We start from the raw sequence: 23,159 nt of genomic DNA, 5'->3' as shown, positions 1-23,159 counted from the left end.
CCGCCCGTCGGTGTGTGGGTACCCCTACTTCGCGGCCTTGAGCTGCGTGAGGATGTACACGGCGGTCGGCTGCGTCGGGTCGGCCGGGGCGTACGGGTCGTCCTCGCTCGGCCACCCGGTGTAGTTGCGGGTGTTGTACGAACCGATGAACGGGCGCGTGCCGATCGGCATCGCGGGGACGTCGGAGACGAACAGCTTCTGGACCGTCTCGAGCGCTGCGGCCCGCGTGGCGTCGTCCGTCGCGTTGGCGTAGGCCGAGAGCGCCGCGGTGGCCTCGGGGCTGTCGTAGCGGCCGAAGTTGAAGTCGGCGGCCTCACCCTCGGCGACGAGCCAGCGGCCGTCCATGATGTCGGAGTACAGGTCGTACGGCGTCGAGCCGGTGTCGGTCCAGTGGAGGATCGCCTGGAAGTCGCCGTCCGACTTCGCCGCCCACCAGGTGTCCTGGTCGGGGGTGTCGACGGTGGCGGTGACCCCGAGCGACTTCACCGAGTCGGCGATGAGGCTGATGCCGGTGACGTAGTCGTTCCACCCCTGCGGGACGGACAGGGTGAAGGTGACGACCTCGCCCGAGGGGTCGGTGAGCACGTCGTCGTTCCAGGTGTACCCGGCGTCGGTCAGGACCTGCTTCGCGGCCTTCGCGTCGACGGTGTAGTCCTCGCCCTGGAACTCGGCGGGGATGAACGCGTCGCCGGCCGGTGTCGGCAGTCCGGTGACCGAGCTGAGCTCCGGGACGCCGCCCTCGCGGGCGATCTGCTGGTGCTGTTCGCGGTCGATGACGAGGTTGACGGCCTGCCGGAACGCGGGGTCGTTGAAGGGCTTCGTCTGCGTGTTCACGAACATCGCGTCGACGGCGAGACCGGCGGCCGCCCAGTAGACGTTGTGCTCCTTGTCCTTGTCGAGGTATGCGGACTGCACGTTCGGGATGAAGGCCTGCGCCCAGTCGGCGTCGCCGTTCGCGAGGGCCGTGGTGAGGGCCGTGTTGTCGTTGTACGAGACGTAGTACAGCGTCGGCACGGCCGGCTGCTCGCCCCAGTAGTCGTCGCGGGCGGAGAGTTCGACGCTCTCCGTGCTGAAGCTCGTCAGCGTGTACGGGCCGGTGCCGACGGGCTCGGGGTTCTCGAAGGTGGCCGGGTCGTCGACGGACTCCCAGATGTGCTTCGGGACGATCTGCTTGAGGAGGACCTTGTCCTGCTTCACGAACATCGGGTTCGTGAACGACAGGGTGACGGTGTCGCCCTCGGTCGCGACGCCGGTGAGTCCGAGGGCCGAGTTGTCGAGCTCGGGGTGGTCGATGAACTGCTGGAAGGTGAAGGCGATGTCGTCGGCGCTGAACGCCTCGCCGTCGTTCCAGGTGACGCCGTCGCGAGCGGTCAGGGCGACGGAGGTGTAGTCGTCGGTCCAGGCGATCTCGGACGCGAGCCACGGCTTGGCCTCGGCGCTCGGGTCGACGAGGTTGATGATCGCGAGCGGCTCGAGGATCGCGTTGATGTACCCGAGTTTCATGGCGGACGAGTCGCCGACGTAGGGGTTGTTGGACTCGGTGGCGATCGAGCCGTCGGGCTTCGCGATCGTCAGTGCGGCACCCTTCTCGGGGCCGTCGCTCGACCCGCCGCCACCGGTGCATCCGGTGAGCAGCAGGGCTGTGGCCGCGAACGCGGCCAGCAGTGGGGTTCTCAGCTTCATCGCTTTCTCCTCTTGGGTGTGCGCTGCGGCAGTGCGGCGCAAGTCGGGATTCGGTGATAACTTACTGACCATTCAGTAAGTTGGCAAGCGCGGTATCCTCTCCGCATCGAGGCTCATCGCGGAACGGACGGCATGACCACTGTGAAACGACCCAGCACGGTGAAGCGACAACCGCAGCCGCGTCCCGCGACGGTCGCGCGACGGGCGGAGGTCGTGCGGTCGGCGCTCGACGTCTTCGGTGCGAAGGGGTACGCGAACGGCACGCTCATCGACATCGCGGAACTCGTCGACATGACGCCGGCCGGCATCCTGCACCACTTCGGCTCGAAGGACCAGTTGCTCCTCGAGGTGCTCAGCTACCGCGATGCGACCGACGTCGAGAACCTCGACGACCAGCACATCCCGGGCGGCATCGAACTGTTCAAGCACCTCATCCGTACGGCGGCGACGAACGCGCAGCGGGCGGGGATCGTGCAGGCGTTCGTCGTCCTGTCCGCGGAGTCGGTGACGGAGGACCACCCGGCCAGACACTACTTCGACGACCGCTATCGGACCCTGCGGCGTGAGATCGCCGAGGCGTTCCAGGCGGTGTGTGCTGAGCGCGGCGTCGACGCGCCCGAGACGATCCATCGTGCTGCGGCGTCGATCCTGGCGGTCATGGACGGCCTGCAGGTGCAGTGGCTCATCGACCCCGCCGACGTCGACCTCGCCGAGACGAGTGCCTACGCCATCCGTGTCATCGTGGAGTCGGTGCTCGGCCCGGGGGCGCTGGACGACTGAGCGGGATTCGAGCAGCGCCGTGGGGCTCGCCGGGCTACCGTGAGAGGCGGACCACAACCCAGAGCGGAAGGACGTCGAGATGGCCGAGCGGCAGTCGAGCACGAAGAGTGGATTCAGCGCTGAAGAGCGTGCGGCGATGAAGGAGCGGGCGAAGGAGCTCAAGGCGGCGGCGAACCGCGAGGAGGCGCTGCAGGGTGTCGTCGACGCGATCGCGGACATGGAGGACGCCGACCGGGCGATCGCCGAGCCGCTGCACGAGCTGATCATGGGTGGCGACTACGGTCTCGCTGCGAAGACCTGGTACGGCATGCCCGCCTACGTCGGCGCCGACGGTAAGGCGGTCGTGTTCTTCCAGGCCGCGGCGAAATTCAAGGCGCGCTACGCGACCCTCGGGTTCAACGACTCGGCGAAGCTCGACGACGGCGAGATGTGGCCGACCGCGTTCGGCATCACCGCCTGGAACGACGCCGTCGCGAAGCGGGTCACGGAGCTGCTGGCTCGAGCCGTCTGATCGGAGGCGGTGGCGGCTTCAGGGCCTGTCGCACCGTCGACGAGTCCCACCAACCAGCCCCGGTCACTGAGCCCCATCTGGTCACTGAGCCTGTCGAAGTGCGCCGAGCGGCAGGCTCGCCACCCGACAGAACCCCGCCGACCAGCCCCGGTCACTGAGCTTGTCGAAGTGCTCCGCGCGACAGGCCCCGGACCCGACAAAACCCCGCCAACCAGCCCCGGTCACTGAGCTTGTCGAAGTGCGCCGCACGACAAGCCCCGGACCCGACAAAACCCCGCCAACCAGCCCCGGTCACTGAGCTTGTCGAAGTGCTCACAGAGATGCCTCCACATCCGCCCCCGCTCAGCATCTGGAATGTCAGTGGTCCATGGTGGACTGGAGTCATGACCGAGACCCCCACCGCGGCCCGCGCGAGCGACGAATACGCCGCGCGCCTCGCCGAGTTCTCGGATGAGTACGCGGAGATCAGTCGACTGCGCGCCGTGCTCGACGCGCGTGAAGCGCGATTGCTCGCCCGCTCGGCCGCGTATGCGGATGCGCTCGCGGACGCCGTCGTCCCGGCGATCTATCCACCAGCCGAGCGGCGCGCGCTGTCGCGCCGCTCGACGTGCGCGATGCTCGCGATGGCGACGCGTTCTTCGGAGCGGACGGTCCTGCAGGCGACGGACGATGCCGAGCGGCTGGTGAGCGAGGCGCCCACCGTCCTGGCCGCGCTCGAGACTGGCCGCATCTCGGGCCGGCACGCGCGCACGATCACCGACCAACTCCGCGAGGTGCCCACCGCCGGTCGCGCTTCGTTCCTCGCCGAGGTGCTCCCCCTTGCCGAGCGATCGACCGCCGCCCGCCTGAAGAAGCGCGCGAAAGACCTCCGCGAGCGACTCCACCCGGAGTCCATCACCGCCCGCGCGGTCCGTTCCGAAGCGGACCGCCGCGTCGAGTTCGAGCCCGCCTCGGACGGTATGGCATGGGTCCACCTCTTCACCACCGCGCCCATCGCGCAGGGCATCGTCGAGCGCCTCGAGGCCGCGGCGGCCGAATCACGCAAAGCCGGCGACGCCCGCACGTGCGGCCAGCTCCAAGCCGACGCCCTCGCGGCACTGGCCCTCGCCGGTGTCACCCCAGATGACGTTGCCTCGAACCCCGTCCTCCCGCACCCGATCGAGGTCCAGGAGCACATTAAGCCGACCGTGCAGATCACCGTCCCCGCGCTCAGCATGGCCGGCGTCTCCGACGCACCCGCAACGCTCGACGGGTACGGGCCGATCGATCCCGAGACCGCAGCCCGCATCGCGGTCAACGCGCCCAGCCTGACCCGGATCCTCGTCCAACCGGAAACCGGCGCTGTCCTCTCCGTTGGCCGCGGCCAGTATCGCGTTCCCGCCGACCTGCAGCGGGCGGTGCGCCTCCGAGACGGCACCTGTCGCGCACCCGGCTGCGGGAGACGCGCCAGAGCATGCGACCTCGATCACTCGGTCGCCTGGCAAGACGGCGGAACGACAGACATCGGGAATCTCGCCTGCCTCTGCCGCCATCACCACCGGATGAAGCACCTGCCGGGCTGGAACCTCGACCATGGCCCCGGCGGCGTGCTCGACTGGACCACACCCGACGGCAAACACCACCGCACAGCGCCAGACCCCGCGCCGTTCTAAGCACTTCCGTTCCCTGTCGAAGGGTTCCTCGTGCGCGCTTCGACAAACTCAGTGACCGGGCGTGGTCCGTCGGGAACGATTCGGCCCCTGAGCTTTCCGAAGGGGTTGTCGTGCGCACTTCGACAGGCTCAGTGACCGGCCCAGGTGCGCCCGGAACACGCTGATCCCCGAGCTTGTCGAAGGGCGCCACCCTGTCCCCCGCCGTAGCACTCCCGGTCCCGCAGACTCTCGATCCCTGAGCTTGTCGAAGGGCACATGCCCGCTTCTCCCCCTCAGAATCCCGGCAGGGTGACCCCGGTTGGGCGGCCCGAGACCGCAAGCAGGAGGTCCAGCGCAGAACCGCGGACCTCGGGCCCGCCACCCCAGCTCATGCTGGTGTCGTCAGCGACGAGTCGGACACCCTGCCAGCGTTCCTTGCCGCCGCCCATCGAGACGCGCGTCCGAAGCTGATACTCCAACGCCTGTACGACAGCCGTCGTCGGGTAGCTCGAGCGAAGACGGAGCGGCCGGCGGATGTCCTCGCCGTGCACGACGGCTTCGACGAGCCTGGTCGTGAGGCGCGCCGGCGGCGTGTGGCTCAGCTCGGCGGCAGCGGCCAGGGCTGCAAGCGTCTCCGATGGACGGCCGCGCCGCTCCCGCTCGATGCCGCGTTCGTTGTCGAGGTCGAAGTCGAACCGGGCGGAGATGAGCCGTCGAGCGAATCCCAGACGTGTCGTCTTCGCCGAATCGACGAGGTGCGCCACGACGTCGTGCACATCCCATCCCGCGCAGAGCGACGGGGTGGCCCACTGTGCCTCGCTGAGTCCGGCCAGGTCGGCGACGAGCTTCCGACGCTCGGCATGGACCACCGTCCACACCATCCTCGGTGAAACCGTCATCCGTGCTCCTCCCCGTCACCGATAGTGCTGCTCGCCGAGCGCCGCCTTCGTGACGACGTCGACGATACGAGCGGCCCGGACGGCGGGCGTCTTGATGCCGTTCAATCGGAAGAAGACCCGGAACCGTTCGGTACGACCGAGGGTGGCGAAGTACGCCGCCGCAGCCGGATCGGCATCGAGTGCGGCCTGGAGGTCGGCCGGCATGACCGCATCCTTCTGCCGGTAGGCGGCGTCCCACCGACCGTCTGCCTTCGCCCGGTCGACCTCGGCGAGCCCACCCGGACGCATCCGCCCCTCGTCGATGAGCCGGGCGACGTGCTCCCGGTTGATCTGCGACCACGGACTGTTCTTCCGTCGCGGAGTGAACGCCTGCAAGGTGTAGTCGTCGTCGAGGCGCTTGCTCTGCCCGTCGATCCAGCCATGACAGAGCGCCACGTCGAGCGCCTCCGACCAGGTGATACCCGGTGCCTTCGAGGTCTTCTTGCGCAGCTTCAGCCGCACCCCCGCATCGCTCGGCGCACCGACGAGGTAGGCCTCCCACTCCTCGAGCGTGAGGTCCAGGATCGGTTTCTCCTCGAAGCTCGCCACGTCAGCGAGCGTAGCGCGCACCGCCCACACCGCACAGGTGCTCCTACCGAGCCGGGCACGCAGACGAGATGGGCACGCAGACGGACTAGATAGGGTCGGACCATGCTGATGAACGACGAGACCCTTTCACGCGCCGCCGACACCCTGCGCGCCTGGGCCCTCGACGAGGACCTCAAAGCACGGGTCCTCGCCCACCCGGAGGCCGCCGCCATCGCCCGACGGGTCGCCGTCCGGTACATCGCCGGAGACGATGCCGCTTCGGCGTTGCGACTCCTCGCCGCGAACTCCGACCGCGGGCACCTCGGCAGCATCGAACTCGTCGGCGAGTCCATCCGCGACGCCTGCATCGCCGACGAACAGACGGTCGAGTTCGTCGACCTCGCGCGACGCATCGGCGCGGCAGAGCAGACCGCCACGATCTCCCTGGACCTCTCGCACATCGGCTCGGTGGTCTCCGCCGAGCTCGGTCTCCGGAACGGTCTGACGCTCGCGCAGGCGGCCAGAGACGCCGACACCTCGATCATGATCTCCGCGGAGGGCTCGGACCGCACCGATCTCGTCCTCTCGATCTTCGAGCAGATCGCCGACCGGTTCCCGGAGACTGGCATCACCCTGCAGGCGAGACTCCACCGCACCCCAGCCGATCTCGAGCGCGTGCTCACCCGTCCAGGGCCGGTGCGCGTCGTGAAGGGCGCCTTCCTCGAATCGACCGAGGTGGCTCACCCGCGCGACGCCGCACCGATGACGGCGGCGTACATCGCGATGATCACGCGTCTCGTCCGGGCCGGCCACCGCGTCAACATCGCCACACACGACCCGCACCTGATCGCGGCGCTCGAGGCCGCACTCGGTGATGAGCTGCGCCAGCCGCACGTGGAGTTCGAGATGCTCCAGGGACTCGGCACGGCGTTGCTCGACGATCTCCGCCGCCGCGGCTTCACCACACGCGAGTACCTCGTCTACGGACCCGAGTGGTGGCTCTACGTCCTCAACCGGATCGCAGAGCACCCCGAGCGGGTCATCGAAGCGATCGCGGACATCGGCGCGGTCGCGGCGAGCGTCTGAGGCTCAGCCGGATCGGGAGTCACGGTTTCGGGAGACCCGCGCCGGCGGCTCCGACTGTCAGCTGAGCGCGTCTGAGGCTCATCCCGCCCGGCCGACGCTCAACCGAGCGGGTCGGACTCCAGACGGTGGAAGTTGCGGTTCTGGTAGACGAGTGCCGGCGCGTCCGTCCCGGGCGGGATGACCTCGAGCACCTCGGCGATGACGAGCATCGAGCTGCCGGCCGGCACGCTCTGGACGATCCGGCAGCGCAACGCGGCACGGGCGCTCGGCAGGTAGGGCTCACCGGTCGGGAGCCGTTCCCAGTGCTGCTCCGGCGTGAACCGCGGTTCGCCGGTCTTCGCGAACGCCTTCGCGACCTCCAGGTGGTGATCCGCCAGGAGGTGCACGACGACGGTCCCCGCACTGAGGAGCCCGCCGGCGGAACCCGTCGCGCGGGTGACGGAGAACGACAGCATGGGCGGGTCGACGGCGACGGACGCGACGGATGACGCCGTCAGGCCGACGTCGCCTCGATCGGTTGCGGCACTGATGAGCGCGACGCCGGCCGGGTGGTCGCGGAACGCCGTCTTGAACCCGTCGACGGTCGCGGCACGGGCGAGGGCGTCGGGATCGGTGGACGGCGTGGTGGGAATGGTCATGCTTCAACCGTAGAACCTCAATCGGCCTTGAGGTCAACCCAAGGCGCAGCGAGTTCCAGCTACTCGAACATCTCCGCCAGGAGCTCGTACGGGTCACCGTCGACCCGATGCTGCGACAGCCCATCGGGCCAGAAGGTGACCCCGTCGTCGTCCCAGCAGGGCACGACATGCAGGTGGTAGTGCGGGACGCTCTGGCCGGCATCGGCACCCGACGCACTCAACACGACGACCCCGTTCGCACCGAGCGCCGCCCGCATCGCGCGACCCACCCGCTGCACCAGCGCCGTCGTCGCCTGCAACGCCCGCGGGTCAGCGTCGAGCAGGCCGACACTGTGCGCCCGCGGCACGACGAGCGTGTGCCCCGGTGCGAGCGCCGACTCGGGCAACGGCCGGAACGCGACGGCCTCGTCTTCGCGCTCCACCCAGACGACGTCGGCGGGCTCGTCGCGTATGAGCTGGCAGAAGATACAGGTGTCGGACATCACCCCATTGTCCGGTCGGTCACCAGGCACAGTCGCCCAACACGCGTCGACGACTCAGGCCGCGCGGTCGCGAGCCGCCCGGATCCACCGCGGGCCGACGATCCACACCAGACCGATGAGCACCACGACAGCCCCACCGGCCCACGCCCCGACGGCGGGCGAGGTGACGAAGTCGAACACGAACATCACGATCCCGGCGAACAACAGGGACGCCGCCGCCAGACACACCATGAGGATCCTGCTCGACACCTGCACGAGCTGCGGCTTCGCCCCCTGCCGGAACACGAGCCGGTGCATGGTGACCGGCGCCAACGCGAGCAGCGTCACCGTCACGGCGAGCACGACGAGGATCAGGTAGAGCACGTGGTCGAAGGCGTTCAACTCCCCGAACCGCGGCTGGAACGGCAGCGTGAGGAGGAACCCCGCGAGGATCTGGGTGCCCGTCTGGAGCACCCGGAACTCCTGCAGCAGCTCCGACCAGTTGCGGTCGGAACGCTCATTGAGCGTCTCGTCGCGACCGTCCTCAGGCCGGGCGGCGGCGGTGTCACGGGCGGCGGACATCAGCCGATCCCGTCACCCGACACACGTCGTCCTGTTCGCATGGAGGGATGCTACCGCCGAAGCCGCGAGCGGGCCAAGCGGGCACAGGGTCACTGTGCGGTGACGTCCGAACCGCTCTTCCGACGACGGACCACCCGCGTGATCACGTACAGGACCACACCCACCGCGACGATGATGCCACCGCGCAACCACACCTCGCCGCTCTGCTGCGTGAGGAGGATGAGGCACGACAGGACGGCGAGCACCGGCAGCACCGTCCAGGCACGGAAGTGCTGGTGCTCGACCCGCTCGCGTCGCAACACGAGCACCGCGATGTTCGTGCTCAGGAACACGATGAGGAGGAGCAGGACGACGGTTTCGGCGAGGGTGGCGATGCTGCCCGTCGCGGTGAGGACCATCGCGACACCGGTGGTGACGAGGATCGCGACCCACGGCGTCCCACGCTTTGGCAGCACCTTCGTGAACGCGCTCGGAAGCAGCCCCTGCGACCCCATGCCGTAGGCGAGGCGGCTCGACATGATCATCGTGAGCAATGCGCCGTTCGCGACGGCCACGAGCGCGATGAGGCTGAACAGCCACGCCGGGATGCCCACGCCGGTCGCCTGGATGACCGTCAGCAGCGGGCCGGTCGACTCACCGAGTTCGTCTGCCGGCACGGCGATCGACGCCGCGGTGCCCACGAGGACGTAGAGGACACCGGCCGTCGCGAGCGCACCGAACAGCGCCTTCGGGTACACCCGCGACGGGTCGCGCACCTCCTCGATGACGTTCGCACTCGTCTCGAAGCCGACGAAGGAGTAGTACGCGAGCAGAGCCGCGCCGAACACCGCGATGACGGGGCTGGCACCCTCGGGGAACTGCGTCGCGCGGCCGAGGTCGCCGTTGCCACCACCGAGCATGATCGCGACGGCGACCACCACGAGGACGAGGCCGGTGGTCTCGATCATCGTCATCACGAGATTCGTCCGCACGGACTCCTTGATGCCCCGGGCGTTGATGAGGGCGATGACGATGAGGAACAGCACGGCGCCGAGCACCGGCGGGAGCTCGACGAAGGTCGCGAGGTAGTCGCCGGCGAACGCCAACGCCAGCCCGGAGGCACTCACGACGCCCGCCGCCAGCATGCAGTAGCCGACGAGGAAGGAGACCACCGGCCGCTTGTACGCCCGCTCCGCGAACACGGCCGAGCCGCCCGCCCTCGGGTACTTCGTGACGAGTTCGGCGTACGACGCCGCCGTGAGCAGCGCCAGCAGGAGCGCCACGATCATGGGAACCCAGGTGACCCCGCCGACCTCACCGGCGATCTGACCGATGAGGGCGTAGATCCCGGCACCCAGCACATCGCCGAGGATGAAGAGGTAGAGCATCTTCCCCGAGATGTCCCGTTTCAGGCCGGCCGGTGATTCCTTCGTCGCAGGTTCAGTGGTGCTCATGCTGACACGGTATGGGAGCGGCGAAGAGCGGCGGCGGACCTTGCACCGGCCGCCGCTCATGCGCTACAGGCGGCGCTGGAGCCGACCCGCCAGGAAGAGCAGGGGCGCGGCGACCACCACGAGTGACGCCGTCCTCGCAGCGAACGACCGCTTCGGGAACTCGGCCGGCGCACGGTCCGCCTCCGTCGGTTCGGCCGCGTCCACCGGGTGCGTCCCGCCCGCGCCGCCCTCCGCGAGGTGCGCGAGCCGACGCAGGGTCTCGATGTTCCGGAGGTGCAGGCCGATGTCGAGCAGCCAGACGGGGATCAGGGCACCCGGCCCGGTGACGGCCTGCTCGTGGAGGTGGACGACGCAGCCTCGCTCGTGTGGTTCGACCTCGACCGCGACCCGCGCCTCGCCGATCGGCCAGCCCTTCGGCTGGATGACGAAGCGGTGCGGCGGATCCCACTGCAACACGGTCGTCTCGTCGTTCAACACGGCCGGCCAGACGCCGAAGGAATGGTGCAGCTTGCCGCCGACATGCGGCCAGCGGTCGCCGACGGCACGCATGCGGGACGCACCGACCACCCACGACGGGAAGAGCCACCCGTCGGCGAAGACGGCGAACACCCGATCGGGCGGGCAATCGAGGATGCGGGTGGTGTGGGACACGATGAGGTTCCTTTCGGTGGACAGGTGGCGGCGGTCGGTGATCGGCGGGGTGGTGCTCAATCCGGAGCGAGCGAGGGCATCCGGTCGCGCCCGAAGACGGAGCGGAGCGCGCTGCGGGCGGCGTGCCACCCGGCCAGCCCGTGGACGCCTGGGCCGGGTGGCGTCGAGGACGAGCAGAGGAAGATGCCGGGCGTCGGCGTCCGCCACGGGTCGTTCGACAGCACCGGTCTCGCGACGAGCTGCGCGAAGCTCGCGGCACCGGCGGCGATGTCGCCGAGCACGTAGTTCGGGTTGTACCGCGCCATGTCGCGAGCGGTCATCGATGCGGACGTCAGGATCACGTCGCGGAAGCCCGGGGCGAACCGTTCGATCTGCCGGGTGATCGCCTCCGTCTGGTCGAGCGCGGAGCCACTCGGCACGTGCGTGTACGCCCAGAGGACCTGCGCATCGCCCGGCGCACGTCCCGGGTCGCCGACCGCGGGCTGCGAGATGAGGACGTAGGGCGATCCGCTGTGCCGACCACGAGCGACGTCCCGCTCGGCCGCGGCGATCTCCGGCCGGCTCCCGCCCAGATGGAGGGTCCCCGCCTTCGCGAGTTCGGGGTTCGTCCAGGGGACCGGACCGGACAGGGCGAAGTCGACCTTCGCGACGCCGTCGCCGTACCGGAAGCGGGAGAGGCGGCGGAGGTAGGTGTCGGGGAGCCGGGAACCGGCGATCTCGGCGAGCGCCTTCGGCGTCGTGTCGAACAGCACCGCACGCGCGGACGGGAGCTCGTCGATGGAGCGCACCTCGGTGCCGGTGACGATCTCGCCGCCGTGGGCGAGGAGGTCTGCGGCGAGCGCGTCGACGATCGCCTGGCTGCCGCCGATGGGGATCGGCCAGCCGCGGGCGTGGGCGTAGGCGCCGAGCGACAGGGCCGCCGCCGAGGTGGCGAGGCTCGGCATGGGCCGGATCGAGTGCGCGGCCACCCCGCTCAGCATCGCCGGGGCGGTGTCCTCGCGGAACCGGAGGTTCCAGGCGGGACTCCCCTGCTCGAGCGCCCGCAGGCCGAACCTGGCGACCGTGACCGGGTGACGGGGTACCTGCAGCAGCTTGCCGCCGGTGAACTGCGACACGCGGTCGGCGTCCGCGGCGAGCGGCCCCATGAGCGAGCGCCACGCCGGTCCGTCGCGGCCGAGCGCCTCGGCGGTGCGGTCGATGTCGCGGTAGGCGATACCCGCGCGGCCGTCGTCGAGGGGGTGCGCGTAGGAGATCTCCGGCACCATCAGCTCGATCCGGCGTTCGAGGCCGAAGGAGCGGAAGAACCCCGAAGCGAGCGCCATCGGGTGGACCGCCGAGCAGATGTCGTGGTGGAAGCCCGGGAGGGTGAGTTCCGCGGTCCTGGCCCCGCCGCCGATGGTGTCGCCCCGCTCCACCACCTGCACGTGCAGGCCGGCCCGCGCGAGGGTCACCGCCGCGGCGAGCCCGTTCGGGCCGGCACCGACGACCACCGCATCGAACTCCTCCGTCGACCTGCGCATGCCTGCCCCCACGACGGTCAGCGTCGCTTCGCCGCGCCGGTCACCAGGGCGACACCCGCTGCGACGGCGCCCACCGCGGTCGCGTACACGGCCGGACGGTGCCGGATCGCCCAGGTCTGCGGACTCCAGGAGCGCGCCTTGTCGCTGAACACCCCGCGAGCACCGTGGTCGCCGGGGGCGGGCGTGTAGACGTTGTCGGGCATGCGCGGGTCGTCCTTGTCGGGGGCGAGCTGTCCCGAGTAGCCCGTCCTGGCGAGGAACCAGTCGAGGAACGAACCGGCGAAGCGGTCGCCGAGGATGGTACCGACGGTGGACTCCCCCACCCAGGTGCGTCGTCGCGGCTTGTCGGCGACGTCGGCGATGGCGGTGGCACCCACCTCGGGCTGGTAGATCGGCGGCACGGGCTGCGGGTGCTCGGGCAGCTGCGACTTCACCCAGCTGAACTGGATGGTGTTCAGCGCCGGCATGTCGACCGTCGAGAGCTTGACGGCACTGCCGGCGTGGATGAGTTCCGCGGTCACGGACTCGGTGAACCCGCGCGCACCGAACTTGGACCCGCAGTACGCCGCCTGCAGCGGAATGCCGCGGTGCGCGAGCGCCGAGCCCACCTGGATGACGTGTCCGCGATCGCGCGGGACCATGCGCGAGAGCGCTGCGCGCGTGCCGTTGACGAAGCCGAAGAAGTTGACGGCGACGGCGCGTTCGAAGTCCTTCGGCTCGGTCGTCAGGAAGTCGCCGAACACGCCGACCATGGCGCAGTTGACCCACAGCTCGATGGGTCCGAGCTCGGTCTCGACGCGATCGGCGGCACGTTCGACCGCTTCACGGTCGGCCACGTCGGTCGGCACGGCCAGCGCTCGTCGCCCGGCCTGCTCGACCTCGGCGACGGTCGCCGCGAGTCCGTCCTCACCGCGTGCCAGCACGGCGACGTCCCAGCCACGCTTCGCGAGTTCACGGACCGTCGCCCGGCCGAGCCCTGCCGTACCGCCCGTGACGACTGCGACACCCCGGCTCATCGCACGAACCGTTCGATGGCGGCGGAACATGGAGCTGAGAGGACTCGAGGGGTTGCGATGGTCTGGGGCATGACGCCACGTTAGGGGAGGTCGGCTGTTCGACGCCGCCCCTTGCATTCCCAGGGTCGGCATTCCCAGGGAGGGCGAATCACACACGCTTCCGAGGGGAATCGCAAGCGCGGCGACCGGCCCGGGGATCGGCGTAGTGTCTCGGCCATGAAAATCGTCTTCACCGCGTGGGCATTCGTCGTCGTGATCGGACTGGTCTACCTGTTCGCCATCGGGCTGTCGGGCCGGTGAACGCCATGCGACACCTTCGCGACCACGCCCTGAGCACCGCCCTCATGTCCACCACAGGAATCTGGAATCGGTGAACGCCATGCGACACCTCCGCGACCACGCCCTCAGTATCTTCTTCGGCGCGATCTTCGCCCTCGCCCTCCTCGGCCAGTCCCTCGTCGGGCTCGCCGCGTTCAACGACGACCAGCGCTCCCACGGACTCGCGCCGGTCGGCTTCCTCGAGTTCGTCACGTCCTCGGCGTTCGTCGTCGACGTGGCCGAGAACTGGCAGTCGGAGTTCCTGCAGTTCTTCCTCTTCATCCTCGCCACCGTGTGGCTCGTTCAGCGGGGCTCACCCGAGTCGAAACAGCCTGGCGACGAAGGAATCGGCAGCGACGAGGAACAACTCCTCGGTGAGCACGCACCAGCGGACGCACCGAAGTGGGCGCGCGTGGCCGGGTGGCGGCGGACGCTGTACTCGAACTCGCTGTTGCTCGTCATGGGCGCCGTCTTCCTCGCCTCATGGGCCGCCCAGGCGGTCGCCGGACGGGTCACCTACAACGCCGAGCAACAGGAACACGGGCAACCCCCGGTCGACCTCCTCGGCTACCTCGCCTCCCCCGACTTCTGGAACCGGACCCTGCAGAACTGGCAGTCGGAGTTCCTCGCCGTCGGGTGCATGGTGGTCTTCTCGATCTACCTGCGTCAGCGGGGGTCGTCGGAGTCGAAGCCCGTGGGGACGCCGCACGACGAGACGAGCACGGAGGCGGAGTAGCGGGCTACTCCCCTCCGCGCCCCGCACGCTGCCGGATGCGGCGACCCTCCGCTTCGTCACGCGACTCGGTCCGCTCGGCCTTGTCGCTCGCCCGGGTGTCCCGCGGCGGCAACTGGATCCGCTTCTCGGCCCGGATGCCGGCCTGCAACTCTCGGCCCCGCTCGAGTTCGGCGTCGAACTCGGCCCCGAACAGCAGTGCCAGGTTCGCGATCCACAACCACAGGAGGAACACGATCACCCCGGCGAGGGAGCCGTAGGTCTTGTCGTAGTTCGCGAAGGTGGCGAGGTAGAGGGCGAACGCGCCCGAGGCGATCACGAGCACGACGATCGCGATGACCGCGCCGAGGCTCAGCCAGCGGAACTTCGGCTGTTTGGCGTTCGGCGTCGCGTGGTACAGCACGGCGATGATGAGGACGACCGCCAGGGCGATGACCGGCCACTTGGCGATCGACCACACGAGCTGCACCGTCTCACCGAGGCCGAGCGCGTCGCCGACGGCCTCCGTGACCGGACCGGAGACCACGAGGAGCAACGCGACGAGGAGGATGAGCACCACCGCGACCACGGTGACGATCAGCTGCATCGGTCGGAGCTTCCAGAACGGCCGTCCCTCGTCGATCTCGTAGATACGGTTCATGGCCCGGCTGAACGCGCCGACATAGCCGGACGCGGACCAGAGCGCGACGAGGACACCGGTGAGGAGGGCGAGGCCGGCCCCCGGTGACGACGAGATCGACTCGAGCGGCCCACGGAGCGTGTCGAGCACCTCGGCCGGGCCGACGCTCTGCGCGATACCGAGCACCTGCTCGAGCGCCTCCTCGCTCTGCCCGAACACGCCGAGCAGCGACACGACGGCGATGAGCCCGGGGAACAGGGCGAGGACACCGTAGTAGGTGAGCGCCGCAGCGATGTCGAAGCACTGGTCGGACGTGAACTCGTGGACGGTCTTCTTGAGGACGAACGACCAGGACGGCTTGCGGAGGTCCGTCGGCCCGTCGGGTTTGCGGCGGTCCTCCGGGTCGGGTGCGTCGGTGCGATCGGTACTCCGGACGGTCTCGGCCATGGTGACTCCTTCGGGCCGGTCGGGGCGGTGGACTGGGGCTGGTGCTGGGGGCGGGCTGGTGCTGGTGGTGGGCTGGTGCTGGGGGAACACCACGGCCGGGCCACTCCGCGGATGCGTCGTGGCCCGGCCGTGGTGTCGCCGGCGGCGTCAGTCGCTACTGGTTGGAGTCCTGGACGGCGTGCTTCGCCTGGCTCGCCTCGTCCTTGACGTCCTGGACGGCTCCGCTGGCCTCGGTGCGCACCTGGCCAGCGGCCTCGGTGGCCTCCGACTTCACGGCGTCGACCGCGTCCATCGCCGGCTCACGCAGGTGCTCGGCGGCCTCCTTCGCCGCGTCCGTCACGTCGTCCACGAGCGGCTGCGCCGCGTCCTTGACGGACGACGCCAGGTGGCGCTCCTTGGTGCTGGACGGGAGGAGGGCCGAGACGAGGAGTCCCGCGCCGAAGGCCATGAGCCCGACGGCGATGGGCGCTCCCTCCAGCTTCTCCACCGCCCGCTTCGGAGCTGCGGAGATGGAGCCGCCCGCAGAACCCACCGCGCCGGAAGCCGTGTCGGAGAGGTCCGAGGCGACGCCGAAGACCCGGTCCTTGACGGAGCCGAGGGCGTCCTTCGCCTTGGCCTTCTCCCGATCCATGATCTTCGACGGCGTGACCTTGTCGGCCAGGGCGTCGACATCGCTGCCGAGTTCTGCCCTGGTGCGTTCGATGTCGGCCCGGATCCGGTCCGGGTCGCTGCTGTCGGTCGGTCCTGCGCCACCCGCGGGACCCGTGGTGTTGCTGATGTCGCTCATCGGTTCTCCTCGTTCTTCTTGAGCGTGTCTGGAATGTGCTTCACGGTGTCGATGGTCTGCGGCATGCCCTTCACCTTCTGCATCGCCGACCTGCCGACCACGAACAGGATCGTCGCGACGATCGCCCACACCCCGGCGACGATCAGCGCGGACCAGCCGTTGCCGACCAGGGTGCCGAGCGCCCACCAGAGGGCGATGGAGAGGAAGAACACCGTCATGAGGGCGGCGTACCCGGCACCGCCCATGAGGCCGGCACCGGTTCCCGCGCGCTTCGCGGACTCCCGGACCTCGGCCTTCGCGAGCTCGACCTCCTGACGCATGAGCGTCGAGATGTCGCGCGAGACCTCGCCGAGCAGATCGCCGAGCGAGGTGTTCGCCGCCTGCTGCTCCGAGGGCGTCGGATGATCGGTCATGGTCTGGTCCCCTCGGTGTCACCCACGCCCGCGTCGCCGGCCCCCGTCCCGCCGACGGCGAGGTCGTCGGAGCCGAACTGGTTCGTGGTCTCACCGACACGGCCGGTCGGGTCGCCGACGGGACTCGTCGTGTCGAAGACGGGGTCGCCGACGTTCGGACCGGCAGAGGGCGACGGTACGACCGGCACGCTCGCAGGGGCGAGCTCGACGTCGGCATCGGTGGGATCGGTGGTGACCGGTGCCGGTGGCACGGTCGTCGAGGACGCTGTCGATCGCGGACCCGACGACCCGGTGTCCGACGAGCTCTCCTTCGCCTCGGCGGCCAGGTTCTTCGTCAGCCGACCGGCGACGATCCCTGCGAGCGCCGCGAGGCCGATGAACGTGCCTGGGCTGCGGCGGGCGAAGTCCTTGACCTCGCCGAGGAGCGACCCGGGATCACGCGCGTCGAGCCAGGAGGCGACGGCGTCGGCACGGCTCGCGGCCTGCGACACGAGGTCGGCGGCGATGCCCGGCTGATCGCTCGAACGCGCCATGCCGCCGAGCTCCTCACCGAGCGATCGCAGTCCGGCCGCGACGCGCTGCTGCTGCTGGCCGGCCTGCTCGACGAGTTCGCTGCGGGATTCGTGCAGCAGATCCTTCGCCTGTCGGCGGGCCTCGCCGGCGACCTGGGTGGCCGCGTCCTTCGCGGTTCCGGCGACGTCCCCGGCCGACGCCTTCGCACTGGCCGCGAGGTCGCCCGCCTGTTCCCTGGCCGTGTCGACGGCTCCGCCGTGCCCCGAGGAGGGCGAATCGATATCAGTCATGGGTGAGCCCTTTCTTCATCGAGGCCGCTTCGCTGAGATGCGTGTGCGGCCATGCCATCCAGCCTGCGGAATCCTCCGGGAGGGCGATCGAAGCTGGTCACATGGACCCGACAGGCGTATGCTCTGCGTCCCCGCGCGCGACCGTTCGCAAATCGGATCAACCCGGCACGGACGAGGCGATGCGTTTTACGATGGTGGGCAGAACCCTCGTCGATCGTGGAAGGAGCGGCGTCATGAGCGACACCTTCGCCGTCGTGTACAGCGCGCTCGAACGGGTCGACGACGACGACCAACTCGTCGAGCCGATCCTGCGCCTGCTGCCGCTCTCCGGGGTCTCCATCGCCACCCTCGGCGACGCCCTCAGCGCGGAGACGATCGCGGCGAGCGACTCCCAGGTGGCCCTGCTCGACGAGATCCAGTTCGACCTGACCGAGGGACCCTGCTGGGATGCGGTCGGCAGCGGGCACCCCGTGCTCGAGGCCGCCATCCAGCGCAACGGCTACGCCTTCTGGCCATCGTTCACGGAGGCGATCCGCGGGCACGCGGTCGGCTCGGTCTTCGCCTTCCCGCTGCGCGTCGGCCCGTTGCAGGTGGGCGCCGTCGAGCTCTACGACACCGAGGAGCGCACGCTCGGCGAGCAGGCGGTCGAGGAGATGATGTCGCTGACGCGCCCGCTCAGCCGGTACGTCCTCCGCCGCACGCTCGAGCACGCGAGCCAGCCCGAAACGGAGCAGCTGAAGCCGCACGCACGACGCCGGATCCACCAGGCGACGGGGTTCGTCATCGCCCAGCTCGGACTCGGTGCCGACGACGCCCACCTGTTCATCCAGGCCCAGGCCTTCGCCCAAAACCGGTCCATGGCCGACGTCGCCGAGGACATCCTCGAGCGGCGCACCGGCTACCTGCTGCGCGACGACACGATCGAAGACGATCGATGAGCGGGGAGGGCAGCGGCACAGCGCTCGGTCACGGCGCCGAACTGCTCGAGGTCTTCGCGACACTCGCCGACACCCTCGTCGACGACTACGACGTCGTCGACCTCCTGCAGACCCTCGTGGACGCGAGCGTCGACCTCCTCGACGTCGACGCATCCGGCATCCTGCTCGCCGATCAGCACGGCGACCTCGACCTCATCGCGTCGACGAGCGAGTCGAGCCGGCTCGTCGAGCTGATCCAGCTGAGCGCCGACGAGGGACCGTGCATCGAGAGCTTCCGCGGCGGGACCGCCGTCGCCGTACCGGACATCGGCGCCGTCTCCGCCCGATGGCCGCGGTTCGCCGAGGCTGCGGCCGAGGCCCGGTTCACCTCGGTGTACGCGGTGCCGCTCCGGCTGCGGCGCACCACCATCGGCACCCTCAACCTCTTCCGGACGGCGGGCGAGGATCTGGACGAGCTCGAGACGCGCGCCGCGCAGGCCATGGCCGACGTCGCGACCATCGGCATCCTGCATGAGCGCACGCTGCGGGCGAGCGATGTCGCTCGCGACCAGTTGGAGCGCGCCCTGCAGTCCCGCGTCATCATCGAGCAGGCGAAGGGCGTCGTCGCCTACACGGCCTCGATCTCCGTCGAGGACGCGTTCGACCGGCTCCGGAAGCACGCACGCGGTGCACGTCGGCCGCTCGTGGACGTCGCGCGCGACGTCGTCGAACTGCGCCTGACGCTGTAGCTGGAACTGCAGCGAATCGGAGCAACGGCCCAGCCCAGCCGCAGCGGTCAGCCCGCCTCTGCGGGGTCCTCCTGGTCCGCCGTGCGTCTGCTTCCACGGATCCCGGCCCGGAGCAACAGGACCCCGAGAGCGGTCGTGACGAGCAGGTCGACGGGCGTGAACGAGCTGGGCACGAGCCCGAACAGCTGACGGTCGACGAGGCCGCTCACCGCCACCATCAGCAGGAGGATCCCTGCGGCGACGATCCATCGGTCGCGTCGCTCGCGATCGGTCCTGCCGAGGGTGATGACGAGCAGCGCCCCACCGATACACCCGCGCACGAGGTCGAGCGGCGCATCGACGGCCATGAGACCGTAGAGGTGGCGCCCCTCCATCGGAGCCCCCACGACGGCGAGCACCACGAGCACGATCCCCACCGCACGACCCGTGCGGGCCACAGCGTCGAGGGGGACGGCGGCCCCCGGGTCTCCGAAGGCGTCGGGGAGGCGGATCGGCGGGCTCATCGGCCGGTCCCCGTCCACGCGACGCCGACGAGGACGAGGACCGCGACGAGGCTGAGGGCCACCATCGCGCCATAGAGCGCCGCGAGCGAGCGCAGGCGCCGACGTCCAGCGGTACCCCGCGTCCGTACGACCACCATGGCCGCGTACACGAGGAGCACGGTCGCCGCCGTCCCCCACGCGATCACGGGCTGCACGGTCCCGAGGAGGGCGTACATCCCGACGAGGAGCGCGGCGGTGATGCCTCCGATGACGACCCACGCGTCCCCTCGCGTGGTCGTGAGTGCCGGTTGGTCCCGCATGCGGTTCGAGTCGTCCATCACCCCGACGCTAGGCGTCGCTGACCGTCGGCGATCGAACCTTGACAGCCGCGGGGGGAACGTGGTGCGCTGCGGTGTCGGCACACTGCGATCCGGGGACATGACACCCGTCACGACGTCGGAGCCGTCGACCGGATACGGTCCACGACCCGGGTCGTCGAATGGTCGGGGAGGAAGTCGAGGATGCGCACCTCACCGCCGGCGGCACGGACGACCTCCGTCTCCGCGAGCATCTCGGGGGTGTAGTCGCCGCCCTTCGCGTAGACGTCCGGACGGAGCGCCTCCAGGAGCGCGATCGGGGTGTCGTCGCCGAACGTCGTGAGGTAGTCGATGCAGTCGAGCGCCTCCAGCACGGCGACCCGATCCCCGAGCGGGTTCACGGGCCGTTCCGGGCCCTTGAGCCGGCGGACGGACGCGTCGTCGTTCAGGGCCACCACGAGGACGTCCCCGAGTGCCTTCGCCTGCCGGAGGTGCGTCGTATGCCCGCGATGGATGACGTCGAAGCACCCGTTGGTGAAGACGATGCGGCCCCCTGCCGCACGCCGGTCCGCGAGTGCCTCGACGAGGTCCGGTGCATCGAGGAACCGCGTGCTGCCGCCCCCGCCCGGGTCGCCGAGCGCGCGTTCGACCTCGGCGAGTCGCGCGACCGCGGTGCCCGGTCGCGCCGTGACGACGTCCGCCGCAGCCTGAGCGAACCGGGCACCCACGTCGAGGGGTGCGCCGACGGCGACGGCCGTGGCGAGTGCGGCGACGAAGGTGTCCCCGGCACCCGACGCCTGATGTTCGGGGGCGATCCTCGCTCTGGTGCGCGTCGGCGGATCGCCTGGTCGGAGGACGACGGTGCCGTCGCGGTCGAGCGTGACGACGGCACGCGACGCGCCGGCGGCCGCCAGCAGCTCCTCCTGGGACTCGGCGACGGCCTCGGCCCGCGGAGCACCGGGCCCGAGCGGGTGCCCGAGGAGCAGGCCGGCTTCGAGGGCGTTCGGGGTCACGAGGTCCGGGTGCATCGGCGCCCACCGTCGGCCGTCGTGGGCGTCGACGATCAGGGTGCGGGCCGGCGGCCGATGCCGTGCGAGCCAGGCGACCGTGTCGTCGTCGAAGCACCCGGTGCCGTAGTCGCAGACGATGAGGACGTCGTCCTCGCCCACCGTCGCGAGCGCCTGCCGGAGCGCCGCGCGGTGCGCGTCCGACGGCCCGCCCTTGGGCAGGTGGTCCACCCGCACGACGATCTGGTCGGCACCCACCACGCGGGTCTTGGAGGCCGTGCACACCCCCTCCCGCACCAGGGTGCGGGAGGTGTCCACGCCGGCTCGCCGCAGCAGGGCGTCGAGCGCCCGACCGTCCTCGTCGGCGCCGAGGACCGCGATGAGCGACACCGAGGCTCCGAGTGCCGCGAGGTTCACGGCGGTGTTCGCGGCACCGCCGGCGCACAGCTCCGGCTCGTCGACCTCGACGACCGGTACCGGCGCCTCGCGACTCACCCGGGTGACGTCACCCCGCAACCACCGGTCGAGGATGGCGTCGCCGGCGACGACGACGCGCGGTGCTGCGGCGCGGATCCGGCCCGCGACGTCGAGCAAGGCGACGCGGTCGACGTGCTGGTCGGCGCCACGACCGTCGTCGGTCACGGCGCAGCCTCGAGGTGCACGACCTTCGTCAGGGTCATCTCGTCGAGCAGGCCGGGTCCGTATCCGAAGCCGGAGCCGCTCTCCCCGCGCGGTTCGGCCGAACCACCGGGCGCCCCACCGAACACGGCGTTGACCTTCACCGTGCCGACCGGTAGGTCTGCGACCGCCCGGTGCGCGTGGTCCATCGAACCGGTGAGGACCGTCGCGGCGAGCCCGTACGGGTCGGCTCCGGCGAGACGGACGGCCTCGTCGAAGCTCCCGACGACCATCACCGGCGCCACCGGACCGAAGGTCTCCTCCCGCATCACCCGCATGCCGGGGCGGCAGTCGGCGAGGACCGTCGCCGGGTAGAACGCGCCCGGCCCCTCGGGGACGGTGCCCCCGGTCAGGAGTCTGGCCCCGTCCTCCACCGCGTCGACGACATGCCCGTGCACGATGCCCCGCAACTCGCGGTCGACCAGCGGCCCGGACGCCGTGTCCGCCGTCCACCGCTCCGCCTCGGCGACGAGGGCGGCGAGGAACCGTTCGGCGATGTCGGCGTGCACGAACACGCGTTCCACCGAGGTGCAGATCTGGCCGGCGTTCGCGAAGGCACCGAGCGCCGTCTGGGCCGCCGCCCACGCCGGGTCGACATCGGCGTCGATGAGGATGGCGTCGTTCCCGCCGTTCTCGCGGATCACGTGGGCACCGGTGAGGACGGCGGCGCGGGCGATCCGCGCTCCGGTCGCCGACGACCCGACGTGGGCGATCATCGCCACACCCACGGAGGAGGTGAGCGCCGCGCCCGTGCGTCCGTCCCCCGAGATCGTCACGACGACGCCCGGTGGCAACGCGTCCGCCAACACCGATCCGAGCAGTTCACCCACGTGCGGACAGCGCTCACTCGGCTTGTGCACGACCGTGTTCCCCGTCACCACCGCTGCCGCGATGAGACCGACGGCCACGGCGACCGGGTCGTTCCAGGGGGTGATCACCGCGACGACTCCGCGCGGCTCGGCGACCGTGAAGTCGACGGCCGTCGACGGCCCGCGCAGCGCACGTCCGGCGTGCAACGGGCCGAGTTCCGCAACCTGCCGCGCGGTCGCGATGGCGGCACGGACACCGCCGAGTGCGTCCGCCAACGGCTTGCCCGTCTCCCGGTGGTTCAGCTCGGCCAGCTCCTCCTCGCGGGCGACGAGCGCATCGGCCACGGCGTGGAGCGCCGCGCCCCGCTCGGCAGGCGACTGCGCCGTCCACGCCGGGAAGGAGGCCCCGGCCACCACGACGGCGTCGGCGACCTCGTGCGCGGTCGCGATGCGGACGGACCCCACGGACTCGCCGGTGCGCGGGTCGGTGATGGAGAGGGCGTCGGGCTGCTCGAACCGGTCGGACTCGGTTGCGGCCATCAGGTGGGCGGTCATAGACGCCTCGTACCCAGGCGAACGACCGTTTACACGTGGTGGGCGGGAAGCGTGCAAACGGTTTCGG

The 23,159-nt window shown here is 70.3% G+C and carries 25 protein-coding genes; 7 read left to right on the top strand and 18 right to left on the bottom strand.

The features are described from left to right. Positions 1-24: 24 nt before the first annotated feature. Complete coding sequence (locus ITJ57_RS03760; RefSeq protein WP_194668912.1) at positions 25-1,683, bottom strand: ABC transporter substrate-binding protein; 1,659 nt, start codon at positions 1,681-1,683, stop codon at positions 25-27. 132 nt (positions 1,684-1,815) lie between these two features. Between ITJ57_RS03760 and ITJ57_RS03755 the strand changes: the two genes are divergently transcribed. The 3 genes from ITJ57_RS03755 (at position 1,816) to ITJ57_RS03745 (ending at position 4,626) form a co-directional block, all read left to right on the top strand. Further along, on the top strand, positions 1,816-2,463 hold the full coding sequence (locus tag ITJ57_RS03755) for a TetR/AcrR family transcriptional regulator (RefSeq protein WP_194668911.1): 648 nt from the start codon (positions 1,816-1,818) through the stop codon (positions 2,461-2,463). A gap of 79 nt (positions 2,464-2,542) precedes the next feature. Further along, positions 2,543-2,974, top strand: coding sequence for a hypothetical protein (locus tag ITJ57_RS03750; protein ID WP_194668910.1), 432 nt, complete (start codon positions 2,543-2,545; stop codon positions 2,972-2,974). Between the two features lie 383 nt (positions 2,975-3,357). Beyond that, positions 3,358-4,626 (top strand): HNH endonuclease signature motif containing protein, encoded by a 1,269-nt coding sequence (locus tag ITJ57_RS03745; protein WP_194668909.1) that lies wholly within the window; start codon positions 3,358-3,360, stop codon positions 4,624-4,626. Between the two features lie 272 nt (positions 4,627-4,898). On the opposite strand, the gene ITJ57_RS03740 is transcribed toward ITJ57_RS03745, so the two are convergent. Further along, the gene (locus tag ITJ57_RS03740) at positions 4,899-5,504 is read right to left on the bottom strand and encodes a maleylpyruvate isomerase family mycothiol-dependent enzyme (protein ID WP_194668908.1); all 606 of its coding nucleotides are present in this window, start codon (positions 5,502-5,504) and stop codon (positions 4,899-4,901) included. A gap of 15 nt (positions 5,505-5,519) precedes the next feature. Then, a complete protein-coding gene (locus ITJ57_RS03735; RefSeq protein ID WP_194668907.1) occupies positions 5,520-6,092 on the bottom strand; it encodes a YdeI/OmpD-associated family protein in 573 nt (190 codons plus the stop codon). A 102-nt stretch (positions 6,093-6,194) separates the two neighbouring features. On the opposite strand from ITJ57_RS03735, the gene ITJ57_RS03730 reads away from it, so the two are divergent. Next, on the top strand, positions 6,195-7,157 hold the full coding sequence (locus ITJ57_RS03730) for a proline dehydrogenase family protein (protein WP_228506469.1): 963 nt from the start codon (positions 6,195-6,197) through the stop codon (positions 7,155-7,157). Between the two features lie 98 nt (positions 7,158-7,255). Here ITJ57_RS03730 and ITJ57_RS03725 read toward each other — a convergent pair whose 3' ends face one another. The 7 genes from ITJ57_RS03725 to ITJ57_RS03695 all read right to left on the bottom strand — a co-directional run bounded on the left by ITJ57_RS03725 (position 7,256) and on the right by ITJ57_RS03695 (position 13,458). Further along, entirely contained in the window at positions 7,256-7,795 is a 540-nt protein-coding gene (locus ITJ57_RS03725) for a flavin reductase family protein (protein WP_194668906.1), read from the bottom strand. A 59-nt stretch (positions 7,796-7,854) separates the two neighbouring features. Next, the gene (locus ITJ57_RS03720; protein ID WP_194668905.1) at positions 7,855-8,277 is read right to left on the bottom strand and encodes an HIT family protein; all 423 of its coding nucleotides are present in this window, start codon (positions 8,275-8,277) and stop codon (positions 7,855-7,857) included. Between the two features lie 54 nt (positions 8,278-8,331). Next, on the bottom strand, positions 8,332-8,838 hold the full coding sequence (locus ITJ57_RS03715; RefSeq protein WP_194668904.1) for a DUF6328 family protein: 507 nt from the start codon (positions 8,836-8,838) through the stop codon (positions 8,332-8,334). An 89-nt stretch (positions 8,839-8,927) separates the two neighbouring features. Next, positions 8,928-10,271 (bottom strand): APC family permease, encoded by a 1,344-nt coding sequence (locus ITJ57_RS03710; protein WP_194668903.1) that lies wholly within the window; start codon positions 10,269-10,271, stop codon positions 8,928-8,930. A 63-nt stretch (positions 10,272-10,334) separates the two neighbouring features. Continuing rightward, a complete protein-coding gene (locus ITJ57_RS03705) occupies positions 10,335-10,922 on the bottom strand; it encodes an SRPBCC family protein (RefSeq protein ID WP_194668902.1) in 588 nt (195 codons plus the stop codon). Between the two features lie 56 nt (positions 10,923-10,978). Then, complete coding sequence (locus tag ITJ57_RS03700) at positions 10,979-12,442, bottom strand: NAD(P)/FAD-dependent oxidoreductase (protein ID WP_194668901.1); 1,464 nt, start codon at positions 12,440-12,442, stop codon at positions 10,979-10,981. Between the two features lie 17 nt (positions 12,443-12,459). Then, a complete protein-coding gene (locus ITJ57_RS03695; RefSeq protein ID WP_194668900.1) occupies positions 12,460-13,458 on the bottom strand; it encodes an SDR family oxidoreductase in 999 nt (332 codons plus the stop codon). 379 nt (positions 13,459-13,837) lie between these two features. Here ITJ57_RS03695 and ITJ57_RS03690 point away from each other — a divergent pair, with 379 nt between their 5' ends. Continuing rightward, the gene (locus tag ITJ57_RS03690; protein ID WP_194670288.1) at positions 13,838-14,512 is read left to right on the top strand and encodes a DUF6766 family protein; all 675 of its coding nucleotides are present in this window, start codon (positions 13,838-13,840) and stop codon (positions 14,510-14,512) included. A 4-nt stretch (positions 14,513-14,516) separates the two neighbouring features. On the opposite strand, the gene ITJ57_RS03685 is transcribed toward ITJ57_RS03690, so the two are convergent. From ITJ57_RS03685 to ITJ57_RS03670, 4 genes are all read right to left on the bottom strand, one after another. Further along, entirely contained in the window at positions 14,517-15,575 is a 1,059-nt protein-coding gene (locus tag ITJ57_RS03685) for a YihY/virulence factor BrkB family protein (protein WP_194668899.1), read from the bottom strand. Positions 15,576-15,729: 154 nt separating this feature from the next. Next, positions 15,730-16,362 (bottom strand): DUF3618 domain-containing protein, encoded by a 633-nt coding sequence (locus tag ITJ57_RS03680; protein ID WP_194668898.1) that lies wholly within the window; start codon positions 16,360-16,362, stop codon positions 15,730-15,732. Continuing rightward, entirely contained in the window at positions 16,359-16,775 is a 417-nt protein-coding gene (locus ITJ57_RS03675) for a phage holin family protein (protein WP_194668897.1), read from the bottom strand. The genes ITJ57_RS03680 and ITJ57_RS03675 overlap by 4 nt, the downstream gene beginning before the upstream one ends. Then, positions 16,772-17,578 (bottom strand): hypothetical protein, encoded by an 807-nt coding sequence (locus ITJ57_RS03670; RefSeq protein ID WP_194668896.1) that lies wholly within the window; start codon positions 17,576-17,578, stop codon positions 16,772-16,774. Before ITJ57_RS03670 ends, ITJ57_RS03675 begins: the two co-directional genes overlap by 4 nt. A 233-nt stretch (positions 17,579-17,811) precedes the next feature. Here ITJ57_RS03670 and ITJ57_RS03665 point away from each other — a divergent pair, with 233 nt between their 5' ends. Next, positions 17,812-18,516 carry a GAF and ANTAR domain-containing protein gene (locus tag ITJ57_RS03665; RefSeq protein ID WP_194668895.1) on the top strand — a complete coding sequence of 235 codons (705 nt, stop codon included), beginning with the start codon at positions 17,812-17,814 and terminating at the stop codon, positions 18,514-18,516. After that, complete coding sequence (locus ITJ57_RS03660) at positions 18,513-19,244, top strand: GAF and ANTAR domain-containing protein (RefSeq protein WP_194668894.1); 732 nt, start codon at positions 18,513-18,515, stop codon at positions 19,242-19,244. The genes ITJ57_RS03665 and ITJ57_RS03660 overlap by 4 nt, the downstream gene beginning before the upstream one ends. A 47-nt stretch (positions 19,245-19,291) precedes the next feature. On the opposite strand, the gene ITJ57_RS03655 is transcribed toward ITJ57_RS03660, so the two are convergent. The 4 genes from ITJ57_RS03655 to ITJ57_RS03640 form a co-directional block, all read right to left on the bottom strand. Beyond that, complete coding sequence (locus ITJ57_RS03655) at positions 19,292-19,747, bottom strand: hypothetical protein (protein WP_194668893.1); 456 nt, start codon at positions 19,745-19,747, stop codon at positions 19,292-19,294. Then, positions 19,744-20,064, bottom strand: a complete 321-nt coding sequence (locus ITJ57_RS03650) for a hypothetical protein (protein WP_194668892.1) — start codon at positions 20,062-20,064, stop codon at positions 19,744-19,746. The genes ITJ57_RS03655 and ITJ57_RS03650 overlap by 4 nt, the downstream gene beginning before the upstream one ends. 110 nt (positions 20,065-20,174) lie before the next feature. Then, complete coding sequence (gene rfaE2, locus ITJ57_RS03645) at positions 20,175-21,692, bottom strand: D-glycero-beta-D-manno-heptose 1-phosphate adenylyltransferase (protein ID WP_370582173.1); 1,518 nt, start codon at positions 21,690-21,692, stop codon at positions 20,175-20,177. Continuing rightward, on the bottom strand, positions 21,689-23,092 hold the full coding sequence (locus ITJ57_RS03640) for an aldehyde dehydrogenase (protein WP_194668891.1): 1,404 nt from the start codon (positions 23,090-23,092) through the stop codon (positions 21,689-21,691). The genes rfaE2 and ITJ57_RS03640 overlap by 4 nt, the downstream gene beginning before the upstream one ends. Positions 23,093-23,159: the final 67 nt, after the last annotated feature.

Origin of the sequence: Plantibacter sp. VKM Ac-2880 (assembly GCF_015351235.1) — a bacterium.
In the GTDB taxonomy this organism is placed as follows: Bacteria; Actinomycetota; Actinomycetes; order Actinomycetales; family Microbacteriaceae; genus Plantibacter.
The sequence above is the reverse complement of the archived record's forward strand: the minus strand, read 5'-3'. Positions and strand labels throughout refer to the sequence as shown.

Bases quoted from the DNA above. Each gene is read 5' to 3' on its own strand.
- ITJ57_RS03760 (WP_194668912.1), bottom strand. From the start codon at position 1,683: ATGAAGCTGAGAACCCCACTGCTGGCCGCGTTCGCGGCCACAGCCCTG.
- ITJ57_RS03755 (WP_194668911.1), top strand. From the start codon at position 1,816: ATGACCACTGTGAAACGACCCAGCACGGTGAAGCGACAACCGCAGCCG.
- ITJ57_RS03750 (WP_194668910.1), top strand. From the start codon at position 2,543: ATGGCCGAGCGGCAGTCGAGCACGAAGAGTGGATTCAGCGCTGAAGAG.
- ITJ57_RS03745 (WP_194668909.1), top strand. From the start codon at position 3,358: ATGACCGAGACCCCCACCGCGGCCCGCGCGAGCGACGAATACGCCGCG.
- ITJ57_RS03740 (WP_194668908.1), bottom strand. From the start codon at position 5,504: ATGACGGTTTCACCGAGGATGGTGTGGACGGTGGTCCATGCCGAGCGT.
- ITJ57_RS03730 (WP_228506469.1), top strand. From the start codon at position 6,195: ATGCTGATGAACGACGAGACCCTTTCACGCGCCGCCGACACCCTGCGC.
- ITJ57_RS03725 (WP_194668906.1), bottom strand. From the start codon at position 7,795: ATGACCATTCCCACCACGCCGTCCACCGATCCCGACGCCCTCGCCCGT.
- ITJ57_RS03720 (WP_194668905.1), bottom strand. From the start codon at position 8,277: ATGTCCGACACCTGTATCTTCTGCCAGCTCATACGCGACGAGCCCGCC.
- ITJ57_RS03715 (WP_194668904.1), bottom strand. From the start codon at position 8,838: ATGTCCGCCGCCCGTGACACCGCCGCCGCCCGGCCTGAGGACGGTCGC.
- ITJ57_RS03710 (WP_194668903.1), bottom strand. From the start codon at position 10,271: ATGAGCACCACTGAACCTGCGACGAAGGAATCACCGGCCGGCCTGAAA.
- ITJ57_RS03700 (WP_194668901.1), bottom strand. From the start codon at position 12,442: ATGCGCAGGTCGACGGAGGAGTTCGATGCGGTGGTCGTCGGTGCCGGC.
- ITJ57_RS03695 (WP_194668900.1), bottom strand. From the start codon at position 13,458: ATGAGCCGGGGTGTCGCAGTCGTCACGGGCGGTACGGCAGGGCTCGGC.
- ITJ57_RS03690 (WP_194670288.1), top strand. From the start codon at position 13,838: ATGCGACACCTCCGCGACCACGCCCTCAGTATCTTCTTCGGCGCGATC.
- ITJ57_RS03685 (WP_194668899.1), bottom strand. From the start codon at position 15,575: ATGGCCGAGACCGTCCGGAGTACCGATCGCACCGACGCACCCGACCCG.
- ITJ57_RS03680 (WP_194668898.1), bottom strand. From the start codon at position 16,362: ATGAGCGACATCAGCAACACCACGGGTCCCGCGGGTGGCGCAGGACCG.
- ITJ57_RS03675 (WP_194668897.1), bottom strand. From the start codon at position 16,775: ATGACCGATCATCCGACGCCCTCGGAGCAGCAGGCGGCGAACACCTCG.
- ITJ57_RS03670 (WP_194668896.1), bottom strand. From the start codon at position 17,578: ATGACTGATATCGATTCGCCCTCCTCGGGGCACGGCGGAGCCGTCGAC.
- ITJ57_RS03665 (WP_194668895.1), top strand. From the start codon at position 17,812: ATGAGCGACACCTTCGCCGTCGTGTACAGCGCGCTCGAACGGGTCGAC.
- ITJ57_RS03660 (WP_194668894.1), top strand. From the start codon at position 18,513: ATGAGCGGGGAGGGCAGCGGCACAGCGCTCGGTCACGGCGCCGAACTG.
- ITJ57_RS03655 (WP_194668893.1), bottom strand. From the start codon at position 19,747: ATGAGCCCGCCGATCCGCCTCCCCGACGCCTTCGGAGACCCGGGGGCC.
- ITJ57_RS03650 (WP_194668892.1), bottom strand. From the start codon at position 20,064: ATGGACGACTCGAACCGCATGCGGGACCAACCGGCACTCACGACCACG.
- ITJ57_RS03640 (WP_194668891.1), bottom strand. From the start codon at position 23,092: ATGACCGCCCACCTGATGGCCGCAACCGAGTCCGACCGGTTCGAGCAG.